Below are 13,101 nucleotides of genomic sequence, written 5' to 3' on the forward strand. Positions count from 1 at the left end.
ACGATCGATCAGAACGCTTTTCGCTAATGATGACTCCTATAGAAACATAGTCCGACATTTCATCTTAGCTTGCCGTAGGCCAAGTTCCCAAACTGAAACCAGTTTTCAGAGCTCGATGCCGGTGTTGCACTCACCACAGCATATCGTAGACGACCTGCCAATCCCTACTTGCACGCGTTGCTAATCCAACATTCCCGACCTTGCAATCCGCGCCGCGGACTTCGAAGAAGAATCGGAATAACGCCAGGGACGAGCGCGACGCAAAACGGCTTATAGCAAACATCCCGAAGAAAGCTTGCCCAGCGAATTATGCTTGGTCATGCTTCGAATTAAGTGGTGAGGGATTCTCCGTGAAAGTGTTACGAACCGTCAATAGCGTCGTCAAGAAAGTGCAATCGCGCTTTGAGACACGGCGACACCTGAAGTTCATTCAGAACCACGCCACAGAACTACGCCACCTGCCCGTGGACGCTGACCGGTACAAGGTAGCGCTGCACTTTCCCGATGAGATGGCCAACGCCTACCAGATCAGGCAATGGTACGAACCGCTTTTAGCCTTGGCAGAGTTCGTGCCGGTGGTAATCATCGCACGAAGTCCAGATACTGCGCTGTCGCTGCGCAAGGAATGCCCGCTACCGATTCACTTCGCCCCCGCCGTGGTAGATGTTGAGCGATTCATGCAATCCCAGGATCTACGTGTGGTGTTCTACGTGAATCAAAATATCCGGAACTTTCAAATCATGCGGTTCAATGCGCCTAATCATGTCTTCATCTGCCATGGCGAAAGCGAAAAAGCCTACATGTGGTCCAACCAGCTCAAGGCCTACGATTATGTATTTTCAGCCGGTGAAGCAGCTAGAGATCGCCTGGTAAATCACTTGCGCAATTTCGACGCTTCGTTGCGATGCCGGTTAATTGGGCGTCCGCAAATAGATGTGGATTATGCGTCGCCTGTCGACCTGAATAAGGAACTACCGACGCTTCTCTATGCCCCAACCTGGGAAGGCGACCGGCCTTCCATGAATTATGGCTCCGTACTATCCCATGGTGAACAATTAATTGACGCCTTGATCAAGGACGGCGGATTCAACGTTATTTTTCGCCCCCATCCACGTTCTGGACTGGGTGCGAAACCCTATGGGCAAGGCGTAGAAAGAATCCGAAAACAGCTGAGGGCGCACAGCGAAACTTCGAAAGCCCAATTCATTTTCGATGACTCGGCCCACTGGGGCTGGCAGTGGTCAGCTGCCGACCTTTGCGTGACTGACATTTCCGCAGTTGCTTATGACTTTTTAGCTACAGGAAAACCAATGTTCGTGACGCAACCGGTGTCGACCGAGGCTACCGTTGATGAATCTCCAGCGCTGCAACAGGTGCCTGCCCTTACAGCTGCGGCGGCAACGGAAATCAGCCGGCTGGCGCGAGAAGCCTTGGCCGGCAACAACCCGCAGCTACGAGGTCTGGTCAATTACTACTTTGGCGACGTTTCCCCCGGTGCCAGCATGCAACGTTTCATTGCAGAAACGCTGGCGCTAGTGCAAGAAGACAGCGTCACTGATCACTAGCCAGCTTCAGCAGCATAGTGGTGCCGGGCCTGCAGGAGGCCCGGCACCGCAATTTCAATAAGCTGCGGTGTCTTCCTTATTTGAAGAAGCGCTCAACAACGCGCCGCGCGGCATGCCCGTCATCATTTGGGGCAAACTTTTGAATGAATTCGTCTCGATTCACCCCTGGCAGATCAGCCCCCGCCAAAGCTGACGATAGTGCATCCCAAAGGTCGTTCTCTTCTTCAACAATTGGGCCAGGCAACGCACTCTCGTAGTCCAAATAGAAACCACGCAAATTATCCCGGTAGTTCTCCAGATCGTATGCATAGAAGATAATTGGTCGTCGCAACAGCGAGTAGTCGAAGAATACCGACGAATAATCAGTAATCAATACATCAGAAGCAAGGTATAGTTCCTGAATATCTGGATGACTCGAGACATCGATAATGCGGTGCCGCAGGCTCTCCGGAATCGACACGGCATTTGATACCAGCACATGCATGCGCAACATCAAGATGGTGTCTTCGCCAAAACGACGGTCGAACTCCTCCAGATCCATTGGCAAGTCGAATCTGAATTTACCGCGGCTTGAAGCCGCATCGTCACGGAATGTCGGCGCGTAAAGTACGGTCTTGATTCCTGGGGGTATCGCAAGCTCATCGCGAACACGCTTTTCTTGCTCAGCAACGTCGGTACCGGTCAAGATGTCGTTTCGGGGATAGCCAAGCTCCACGGCTTCGCCTGAGAATGCATAGGCGGATCGCATGATCTCGCTCGTGTAGCGAGAAGGCGAAATGAGGTGCGTCCATTGGCGCGTTGCTCGTGTAACACGCTCAAGATACCCCTCATCGCGGCCTTGAACTTCGCGAACATCGAGTGCCATCTGCTTGAGTGGTGTTCCGTGCCAGGTCTGCAGGAACACTCCCTTCGCGCGACGCTTCACATAGTGCGGGAAGCTCTGGTTATTCACCCAGTATTTTGCCCGTGCGAGATGCCAGAAATATTCTGGGGACAATCGCTTAACGGTAGTCGTCAAAGGATCGGAGAAGCGGTGCTTTCCCGAGTAAACCCATACCTTGCGACGTGTGTCACCTTGTCGCATCAATTCCTCGTAAATATACCGAGGAGAGTCGCCGTACTGATTCCCGAGACCCGATTCGAAGACGATGAGGTCTTCTTCCATGGGAGCAAGCTTGTACAACTTGTATAGCTTGCGCATGACGTCAAAGTACCGCTTGTTCCTTCGGAACTTGTTCTTCAACTTAACCGGCAATTCGGCACGCCAGCCAACGTTGGGTTTGCCACGCAACTCGGCTCGCTCTATTTCTCCCGTTATGCGTTGCGAATTGTTTTGGTCCCGGTGGGTCATGAACACGTCAGCACGTTGACGGTACTTGTCTTCCATGGCTTTACCTCGTTGCAGGGTACGCGAAAGATCATGCAGCAATGTTTCTGCATCAAAGGCAATGCGGCCTGGCAATTCGTCGTCCAAGTTCAAATGCGATCCGCTCGGTCCCAAGAAGCGAGAGCGATCGAACTGGTAGTAGTGAACAGGCTTGTGCAGGAAGCTGAAGTCAAAGTTCACTGAAGAGTAATCCGTGACCATGATTGCCGCGGTCTTGATTAGTTCCTGGACGTCAATTTCACCTTGGACAATTAGTCGAGCGGGCGCGCCAGCGAAATGATCCCTGAATTGCATCATGTTGGGATGGAGGCAGAAAACAACTTCCAGGCCATGCCTCTGGACTAATTCTGCAAGTTCCGCCGAATTAAGCAGGTTTTTCCATTGCTCGAGGTAGTCCGATTCAAGGAAAACTTCCTCATTCTGCAACCAATCACGCCACGTTGGGATGATCAGGAGCATGTTCTCGTTAACACTCAAATCCGTCGCTAGCAAGGAATCGAACCGGGATAGCCCGGTGACCTTGACTTCTTCAGGCGAATAAAGGAAGTCCTTAACGATGTACTGCTTCTCGCGCTCAGAGGAAACCATGAAAAGGTCCGTCGCAAAGCCAGGTGAATTCTTGCCGTAGTTGGGAACCATCCATTTGGTTCCCATGACGCCGTGCTGCAAGAACACCCGAGTAGCGCGGCAACGCGACGAGAAGCTATGGTGCCTTGTTGGGTATAAGTAATCGGCATGGTGCGTGCCGATGACTCGTTGCGCACGAATGGCCAATTCAAAGTGTTCTTTGCTGCCATGGAAAACGACGTGATCCATGGAATCGAAATTCCGTAAATCGGGAGCTTTCTCATCGATGACATAGTATGCATCAATATCTGGGCGTTCTTTACGCAGGTATTTGAACAGATGCAGCCCGTTGTCCTGAGCCTTGTAGGATAGTTCGCCGACGATCCAAATCGGCTTCGAATCCGATGGCTGGCTGATTGGGAAACTGCGCTGTTTAGCGTTAGCAAGTACGGCAAAGGCTTCTTTGTCGAACACTTCCAAAATCACCGATGTTGATTTTGCTTTGAAGGTGAAATATGGAGAAATCGCTAGAGTCTTTTCACCGATTGTCACCGCATCTGCACGCGTCGTGCTGCGCACGGCAAACGGGGTACGAGTCACTCGAATGCGTGCAAGCTCACCGCTGGAATTCGAAGTCGCCAGCAGATAGAGATCGTAGTTATCGCCACGATCGATCGCCTCCCAGTCAGCAGATTTGAAATCCAGGGTTGCTGACCAGCTGTAGATAGCACGTCCAAAGCGCTTTGCTGCATGCTTTTCGTCGAAAACCAGCTCCGCTGGAACTTCAACTGCAAATTCCGATTTACGTCCAACCAGTTGCAAAGTGACTGAGGACAACCGGTCGCTCTGCGTTTCCAGAACTCCGCCCAACGACAGCATGCCGTCGTGGATCCGGGTGATGTCAGTACGAATTCGATATTTGAAGCGTAGAGGACGGTTCAGGGCCAAAGCCACTTCGGCCTTCTTATTGATATAAAGTCCTACGCTGCGTTCGCCTGAATTATAGACCGTGTCATGGCTAAAAGTAGTCGACGAAAACCGCCCCAGAATACGGTGGGCGATAACAGGGCCGTTGAGGATTAGTTCCCCGGCGTCGATCCGTTCCCGGACCTCTTTGCGCCTGAGCAGTTCACCGTCTTCAGTTAGCTGCAACCATGCGATTCCCGGAGGCAATTGATCGAATTCGGAGCTGAAGGTCAGTGCAAGACGAACCGTACCGGCGTACAGGTCATTTTCCAGAGTCACTTGGTTGTCATCTGCGTCATCCGAATCAGGAACGCTGGATTCCGGCTCTTCGTTGCTGGAAGCGAGTTCGCGATAGTCTTGCCACCGATCAAGAAGGGGATCCAGAGAGATCTCAGCATAGATTCGATGGGATTCATCGTGACCGATTTTGACTAGATCAGACGTAAGTGGCGCAACAGAAAGAACGATGTGGCTACCGTGTAATACCGAAACGGATTGCACGGGATGGGCAACGCTAGCGTCCAGATGCAGAACTTCATCACGAATTGCAAGGTTCAGCTCTTGGTAGCCGCTGTAGTAGCGATACTTTTTGCGCTTTAACCGCTGGGTACGCAAAGTCTGCATCGCTGACTGCGCCAAGTCTTGCATAGCTCGAATTTCAACTGCCACGAATAGTGTCCTTCAATGTTTTAGCTGCTATCCCCCGCTTAAGTCGTTCAGCGGAACAGCCTGGAAATCGCGCGTGTACAACATGAATAGGCCGCTAGCACCACACGGCAGTGGCCGTCATTTCATGTGATCCACAGTCTAAGATTACCGCCCATGGGCGATCAAATCAGTTTGAAACCGCCACGGACACCTGCAAATGGCCATAGAGTCTGCTTCGACTGGAGCGTTGTCATTATCTGGCGCTTAAAGCAATTGGTCCCAATTCGTATGGTACGAATTGGGACCAAGGAGTCAGCGGACCTCTAGCTGTGCCAACCCCGGAAGTTCTCCAGCTTTCCTTGACGTTCAACAATCAGCTTCTGAATGACGTTCTGGAATCGCTTAGTTGAATCCCCTCGGTTCAGGTCGCCAAAGTAGAACTGGCGCATTTCAATGCGCTGATCCTTGTGTCCGTCACGAGTCAGTGCATCGGCGAGCAGGTCTCCAACGTTCTTCACGCTATCTTGGTCTACTACGTGGCAGGCCTGCGCAACTGGTGCATCGCGGTGAAGAATTTCGCGGTTGGTACGTCGGTCGGAAATGACTAACGGATTGCCCGGGTGGAGGTACAGGTAGTCCAGGCCTACGCTGGAAACATCGGTAATCAGCGCATCGGTCGACTCGAACATGGCCAAGATATTGCCCTGTTCGGATATCACGTGCTCTGCGCCGGCTTCATTGGCAGCTTCGATCATTTCCAGAATGCGTGCGTGTGCCTGAGCAACGCCAGGAGTATTGCTTTCCTGAATTCGTGGGTGCGGCTTATAGACGACGCGCCAAGAAGGGTTCTCCAACAATGACTCGACAATGGCAACACCATATTTGTCCAACGAGGTGTAGTTGTTGTCTTCGTTTTCCCCTTCCCACGTCGGCGCATACATGACATCGAACTTCTCGCTTGGTTCCAATTCGAGTTCGAAGTTGATATCCAGCTGCGGACGACCGGTGACTTCCAATTTGTTGAACTCGAAGTCAATCAACATTGCCTCGTGGCGCTTGATGGCTGCAGGGCCTGCGACAAAAACCTTGTCGTAGGCCTTGGCCTTATTCGAAACCATCGAGAGTTTGTCGCTCTCACCATGGTTTACATGCACGTGAACAAGCCTTGGGTGATCCAGGGACTGGAAATTCGTGCGCGAATTGTTGGTGTATATGACCAGCTTCAGGTCATTGTCATCATACAGATCCATGAGATCAGTCAATCGGCGTACATAGATCCTTGGCAGGTCTGTAAATTTCTCCGCCGCTTTGAAAGCACTCAAAGTACGGAAGACCAGCAGTACTTCTTCTTTCACATGCAGTTCTTCAAGCACCGGAAGCCACTGAGTCACCTGATAGATCTTGTCAGCGCCATCTCCGAAGTAAACCGCTACAGATCCTGGTACCGGAATATTGGATACACCAACATTCACATTGGCCGACGGACGACCGGTTAGCCCCATCAGACGGGATATCCGTTTTGCTTCCGGACGTCGCCCCACTTTTTGCAGGGCGCCCTTTACGCTGGACTTGATGGAGTCTGTGATGTGCTCGCTAGCCATGAGTACTTTCAAATCTCGAAAACAACAACTTACAACTAAACGAGTTTACTAGCTCAGTTCCTTCACGATCTGGCTCAAAGTGTCCAATGTGTTCTTTAACGACGTGACATGTCGCTCATCGAACTCGCTCAGGACACGTTTCATTTCGGTTGTCGAGATACCTGAGGTACGTGGAAGGTAGACAACTTCGACTTCATCACCGAGGTCGTCAAACTTGCCCTTCCAGTCTTCGCCGATGCCGAAGACCTTTGCATCGTACTTCTTGATGTCAGTACGTTTCTGTTCCCAGTTCTCTTCGGGAATGGCGAGGTCTACGTATTTGATGGCTTGGACGATCTCAAGACGCTGTTCGAAAGGAACTACAGGCTTCTTGCCCTTGATGGCGTTGAACTCATCAGTGGATACGCCAACAACCAGGCGGTCGCCCTTCTCCTTGAGACGCTTCAGGATATTCAGGTGGCCGATATGGAACAGGTCAAAAGTTCCGTACGTCAAAACAGTTTTAGTCATGGGTCCCTTTCGAAGTAAGGTAATAGCTTCGCTTGCTTAGCTAGTGGCGCTCACTTGTGTTCGTCGTTAGATAATAGGCAGACGACCCGCGAGGGTCATGCGAACTATTGTTTTCCATCTAAGTTTAGGCCGTGGTTCACGGTACCAGGGGCTGCCGGTCCAACCTGCCCGCCATCCGGCTATGTACTGGGACACAGCGCTTTTGTTGTGTCGCAGCCGCAAGCACTCAATGAGCATCCAGGTTGTTGGATAGATCCAACGCAGCGGCACGGGCAAGTTACGGCGAGCCAGCCACACCCGGTTTCGGGCATTCAAACGATAGAACTCGTCGTGGCGTCGTGGATCCACGATCGGATGGCCAATCTGCATGTCGCCGGCATACCAGACGTAAGTGCCTGTGTCCCATACGCGCCAGGCAAGTTCGATGCCTTCATGCGCGTACCAGAATCCCCCCGCCCAGCCACCCGTGGAATCAAAAATTCTACGGGTAGTAACTAGGCAAGTTTCCCCCACGTGGAAAACTTTGCTTGGTTCCACTGCCGTTCGTTTTTTCAAGCGCGGGATCCAACGTCGTGGATTCTGTTCTTCGTTTTCAGGATCAGTGATGCGCGGCTGCAACAGCCCCATGCGAGGGTAATGCTTGAACCGTTCGACAGCCGTAATCAAGAAGTCATCATCGATGAACCATGAATCGTCATCGAGGAAGCACAAGTATTCGCCATTTATCTGGTTCACTCCAGCATTGCGGCCGGCCGGAATGCCCAAATTCTCTGGAAGAAAATGAGTCTTGATCCCTTCAGGGATATCCGTTGGATCCCATCCGTTGCCTACGACTACAGCGTCAATCTGCACTGAACGTTGGGCCAGCAAAGATTCCAGGGCGCGTCGGAGCTCAACCGGGCGGTTACCCATGGTCAACACAACTACGCCGATGGTCGGTTTGATCTCTGCAGGCATTTGTCCTCTAAGGCGGTGGGCTATACGGAATTAGGTCAAACTATGCTTTGAGCCGGGACGAGGCCATATTGGAAAGGAAATGCCCAAAGTTCACTAGGACGCATGCCGGCAATAGGATCCAGACCATCCACTTTTCGGCGGCTCCTGGAATACCCACGATTGCGGAGATAACCGAGCATCCAAGAATGATCAGCGATAGTTCAACTGCGTGCAGGAGCTTATGGAATGGCAAGAAGCGAGCCAGGGAACGCAGCTTTCCAACGAGTGAAGTTGTTGGAACTGATCTGGCGGCTGCAGTATCCGGCAATTTTCCGAGGCCAGCCATGCCTCTGGCTGCATGAACCATGAGTGACTGCGAACGGTTCAGGACCAGAAGAACCGACAGGCAAGCGGCCATGAACAGTGTAGGCCAGGCCTGCTCAACTGAGGAATCATCCGCAGACAGTTCTATGAAGGCCCGGTAGCCCAAAGCAATTGGGATCAGCGCCTCTGTTGTGTGGTGCCCAACCATGTCAATGAAAATACCGCGGGGAGATTGAGTTCCCCTCCAACGTGCGACTTCTCCGTCAGAACAGTCAAAATACAGCTGGAGCTGCGACAAGATTACTGCCAGCAACGGTCCCCAGATGCCAGGAATCAACAGCGCTAGAGACATGAACCAACCCGCAAGAATCATCAAGCCGGTAACGCCATTGGCACTGATACGCGTGCGCACCAGTATTGCGGTGAGGTAAATGGAGATATGGCGCAGGTACAGCTCAGCTGTCCAGTGCTCGGCATTCTTACGCGCACGGACTTCCGGAGTTTGGCAGACCGCACGCAGCTGTTCGAGCGTTGGATTCTTTGGACGTTCAACCATGATTACCTAACGCGCCCTTTGTCGACAGTGCCGGCTGCCCCGCAAAAACGACCCTTGATGTATCCAAAAGCCCAAGGCAAATGGATTGCGGGGAAAGCACATGCTGCCAGCAACTTGTCTTTCAATCCTTTTGCGTTGCTAGTCAGCCCCGCAGCCAACGCGATCGCTGCATAGACCGCAGGTACGGCCTTGGCCAAGTTCAAAACTACGCTCACACCGGTTGGGGCTGCTTCGCGAACTAGCGGCTCAATTACAGTTGCCGCTAGTCCCGTTGCAACCCCCAAAAGCAATAGTGGTGGAACATCGTGGCGCAACGACTTACCTTCAGGGAAGCGCCGCGCAATTTCTGCTCGCCAAGTCCCCGAGGCCTTGGACTGGCTAATCAAGGATTTGAAGCTATCACGCGGATAGTAGCCGACCTTTAGTTCTGGATCGAACCAAACGGTGTGGCCCGCCTGGCGAATACGCAAGCAGAGTTCCCAATCCTGGGCTCGCCATAGTTCCTCGTTGTAGTAACCGACTTCTTCAAATACTTCGCGACGAAAGATACCGAGGTACGCAGATTCAGCAGGGCCTTCTGGGGCACCCGAATGATATGCCGGTCCGCCAAAACCAAACTTCGAATGATAAGCCGCTGCGATTCCTCGCTGGACAGGTGTACGCCCTTTTGCGTCCATCAGTCCCCCAACGTCGTGCGCATTCACGCGAAAAAGAGTTTCGATTCCACGTTGTGTGTAGTGCGACGGCAGCTCGCTATGGGCGTCGACGCGAATAACTATCGGCAAAGTAGACGCCCGAATAGCCAAGTTGAGACCAATGGGTGTTCTGCCAAGAGGATTATGGACTAATACGATTCTTGCGTCGGCATCAGCCAGGCGTCGGGCAACGTTGTATGTTGTATCAGTACTGGGCCCTAATGCTAGTACAAGTTCCTTCTCGCCAGAATAGTCCTGCCCCAAGATCGAACTTACCGCTTCTTCAAGGTAGTCCGCTTCGTTCAGCACGGGCATGACATAGGAAACGCCAGGAAGTTGAGTCATGCGGGCCTTACTTCTTCGCTTTCAAGAATTTCTGATATTCCTTTATCACTGAAGCAGTGTCACCATCCATCATTTGCACACCCTTTTCAATCCAGATGCAACGATCACAGGTTTCCTTGATGGAATTCATAGAGTGGGAAACATTGAAAATGGTACCCGCGCTATCCCGGATTTCGCGGATTTTGGCCTCACTGCGCTTTCGGAATTTCGCATCTCCTACAGCAAGAGCCTCATCAACAATGAGGATGTCATGTTTTTTAGAAGCTGCAATCGCGAACTTTAGCCTTGCGCCCATGCCCGAAGAATATGTACGCATTGGGAGGTCGATAAACTCTTCGAGCTCGGCAAATTTCGTAATCTCTTCCCGCATCTTCTCGACTTCAGCGCGGCTATATCCAAGCGCCAACCCGCCTAGGGTAATGTTCTTGTCGCCTGAAAGATCGGGGATTAAAGCTGCGCCTACGCCAAGTAGGCTGGGGCGTGAACGAGCGAATACTGCGCCATCCGATGGCGGAGTCAGTCCAGTGATGGCCCTAAGCAACGTGGATTTGCCCGAGCCGTTCGAACCAATTACACCGATTGATTCATTTTCATAGGCGACAAAGGAAATTCCCTTGAGCGCATGAACTGTTCGAACACCTCTGAGCTTTGGTTGGAGAAGGCGGCGGGCGCCTGCGTTTCCAATTGCCTTGCCACTTGCAAACACCTCATACTTCACATGCAGATTATCGACGATGACGACAGGCTGCCTTGACGAATCCACAGTAATCGACTGCGACTCGACTTGGTCAGGCGTCACAACATCGATGAAGGAGGTGTCATCTGAGAATATAGGCGCTGGCTCGTACTCCGGATGCAGCTGCGGGTTAATCAGATCATCGAAACTAATTCGCACGTCCGTACCTTTCTTCGGCCTTCCAGAAGAAGATCAACCCAGCGATAAGCATGAAAATTGCCCAAACGGATATAACCCACCATGCCTGCGGGTCATACTCAGCATGATCCATGATGAATCCACGAGCCAATTGCAGGGTCTGATATATCGGATGTATGTCGAAGATTGCAATCATCCAGGGCCAATGATTCAGAAGTCGTTCTGCGCTGAAAAGCACTCCTGAGGTGTAAAACAGAACGCGGCCAATCATGGGTAACACGTTCGAGAAGTCACGGACGTGCACAGTGATGCGAGCACAAATTAACGCGACTCCGAGGTTGAAAACAGTAAAGATTGCAAGGATCGGTATAATCCCAAACCAAGTCCACTTAGGGCTGGTACCAAGAATCAGAGCGTAAATGAACATCACTGCGATCATTGGCATGAGAGTCAGCAAGTTCTGGGTAACCTGAGCGACAGGCAGAGATAATCGTGGGAAGGCAAGAGATTGCACCAAAGCCGCATTCCCCGTGATCGACTTGGCTCCGCCGTTCATCGAGGTTGAGAAGAACTCGAAAAGGAAAACGCCGATCACGACATAAACGGGGAAATCGACACCTCGTGCGCCGCCCTGCAAGATGCCGAAGACAAATCCGTACACCAAAGCATTGAATGTCGGCTTGATTACGATCCATACCATCCCCAGGCGATTTCGCTGGTTCTGCGATTGGACGCGTGCTTTAGCCAGCTCATAAATGAACTCGCGGCGTTGCCATGTCTGCTTCAGATAGTTGACCAATGTTGGTCTTGCACCAACACGGTGCAAGCCGTATTTTTCGGCCTCATCTGCAACTGTCATGCGAATTATGTCCTCTTGTTCGAATGCTTCTTGATGCATTATCGGCTAAGCATAGATGTACAAAGTCTAGTAGATGGAGAGCTGTTCTTCTGGCTTTCGCTCTTCAGCTTGGTGTAGTACATCCCACATCTACTACTTACGGTGTTTCAGGCGGGTTTTCGCGAAGGTAGTCAGCCATGGCATCGCCTTGCAAAGCTTCGCTAATTTGAGCAATAGCGAGTTCGCTTGCCAATTCTATTGATTGCCCGTCTGCACTAGTCGATGTTCCAGCAGTTGGCATGGTGAACATCTCCATATTCTCCGTGTCCACGTTTTTGAGTTGCAAACCCAGTCCGACCAAGGTTGCGGCATCAAAGTTGTCGTCAAAGGTGAGATAGGGAGAAACCTTGTCGACGATGTCGTACAGCTTGACAGGGTTAGTTAATGTTCCTGATGAGAGCACCTGATTTGCTGCTGCAGCGATGAACTTGCGTTGATTCGCGACACGTTGGTAATCACCATTGGTAAACGACTTTCGCTCGCGCACAAACCGAAGTGCGCGGTCGCCTTCCAGCGTGATGTCGCCGGCTGGGTAGAAGTAGTCCGTGTCGTTTGCCGTGAATGGGATCTCATTATTTACAGTCACACCACCGAGAGCAGTCGATAATTCACGGAACCCTTCGAAATCAACCATGGCTACATGATCAAGCTTGGTGCTGAAGAGTCCTTCAATCGTTTGCATCAACAGAGGAACCCCGCCAAGCGATATCGCGGCATTGAGCTTGTTCTTTCCATGCCCCGGAATCTCCAGATACATGTCTCGAACCATCGACATAACGTAGACCTGTGAGCGGTCTTCCGGGATATGAACAAGCATCATTGAATCGCTACGTTGTGAAACTGCCCCATCAAGAGCTTGAGCATCGGCAGTACCTTCATCTGCATGATCGACGCCCAGTAATAAGACATTCATGGACTTATCTTCAGGATCTTTGATCGGACGAGCTTGCTCCTCGGCGTCTGAAAATCCTAAATCCACGGTATTAGATTTCGTGTTGAACTGGCGCTGCAAATCGAAAAGAACATAGCCGGTGCTGAGCACTGCCACCAGGAGCACTACAACTACAGACACGACGACGCCTTGTGTTCTCTTCTTTTTCCGACGTTCAGATCGAGTCCGCGCGCTCCGCGACAAAAAGACTGAATCTTGGTCTTGCACTATTCTCATTCCTACTCCACCGGGCAACGATCCCCCAAGGTCAACGGCAGCCTGGGTGACTTCGCGCAAT

At 51.7% G+C, this 13,101-nt stretch carries 10 protein-coding genes; 1 reads left to right on the forward strand and 9 read right to left on the reverse strand.

Features of this window, described 5'->3' with window-relative positions:
• Window positions 1–350 precede the first annotated feature (350 nt).
• Window positions 351–1,565, forward strand: a complete 1,215-nt coding sequence (locus EDF61_RS05320; RefSeq protein ID WP_133833482.1) for a CDP-glycerol glycerophosphotransferase family protein — start codon at window positions 351–353, stop codon at window positions 1,563–1,565.
• 76 nt (window positions 1,566–1,641) lie between these two features.
• On the opposite strand, the gene EDF61_RS05325 is transcribed toward EDF61_RS05320, so the two are convergent.
• From EDF61_RS05325 to EDF61_RS05365, 9 genes are all read right to left on the reverse strand, one after another.
• The gene (locus EDF61_RS05325; RefSeq protein ID WP_133833483.1) at window positions 1,642–5,154 is read right to left on the reverse strand and encodes a CDP-glycerol glycerophosphotransferase family protein; all 3,513 of its coding nucleotides are present in this window, start codon (window positions 5,152–5,154) and stop codon (window positions 1,642–1,644) included.
• Between the two features lie 302 nt (window positions 5,155–5,456).
• Window positions 5,457–6,734, reverse strand: a complete 1,278-nt coding sequence (locus EDF61_RS05330; RefSeq protein WP_133833484.1) for a CDP-glycerol glycerophosphotransferase family protein — start codon at window positions 6,732–6,734, stop codon at window positions 5,457–5,459.
• A 48-nt stretch (window positions 6,735–6,782) separates the two neighbouring features.
• Window positions 6,783–7,244, reverse strand: coding sequence for an FAD synthase family protein (locus EDF61_RS05335; protein ID WP_105659212.1), 462 nt, complete (start codon window positions 7,242–7,244; stop codon window positions 6,783–6,785).
• Between the two features lie 66 nt (window positions 7,245–7,310).
• On the reverse strand, window positions 7,311–8,201 hold the full coding sequence (locus tag EDF61_RS05340; RefSeq protein WP_133833485.1) for a glycosyltransferase family 2 protein: 891 nt from the start codon (window positions 8,199–8,201) through the stop codon (window positions 7,311–7,313).
• Between the two features lie 40 nt (window positions 8,202–8,241).
• The gene (locus EDF61_RS05345) at window positions 8,242–9,060 is read right to left on the reverse strand and encodes a CDP-alcohol phosphatidyltransferase family protein (RefSeq protein WP_133833486.1); all 819 of its coding nucleotides are present in this window, start codon (window positions 9,058–9,060) and stop codon (window positions 8,242–8,244) included.
• A gap of 2 nt (window positions 9,061–9,062) precedes the next feature.
• Window positions 9,063–10,100, reverse strand: a complete 1,038-nt coding sequence (locus tag EDF61_RS05350; RefSeq protein ID WP_133833487.1) for a glycosyltransferase family 2 protein — start codon at window positions 10,098–10,100, stop codon at window positions 9,063–9,065.
• 7 nt (window positions 10,101–10,107) lie between these two features.
• Window positions 10,108–10,899, reverse strand: a complete 792-nt coding sequence (locus tag EDF61_RS05355; protein ID WP_388022946.1) for an ABC transporter ATP-binding protein — start codon at window positions 10,897–10,899, stop codon at window positions 10,108–10,110.
• 85 nt (window positions 10,900–10,984) lie between these two features.
• Window positions 10,985–11,833 carry an ABC transporter permease gene (locus EDF61_RS05360; RefSeq protein ID WP_133833488.1) on the reverse strand — a complete coding sequence of 283 codons (849 nt, stop codon included), beginning with the start codon at window positions 11,831–11,833 and terminating at the stop codon, window positions 10,985–10,987.
• A 136-nt stretch (window positions 11,834–11,969) separates the two neighbouring features.
• Window positions 11,970–12,944: an LCP family protein gene (locus EDF61_RS05365; RefSeq protein WP_286172113.1), complete on the reverse strand. Its 975-nt coding sequence runs from the start codon at window positions 12,942–12,944 to the stop codon at window positions 11,970–11,972.
• Between the last annotated feature and the right edge of the window lie 157 nt (window positions 12,945–13,101).

This window comes from Arthrobacter sp. JUb115 (assembly GCF_004365035.1).
GTDB lineage: Bacteria > Actinomycetota > Actinomycetes > Actinomycetales > Micrococcaceae > Glutamicibacter.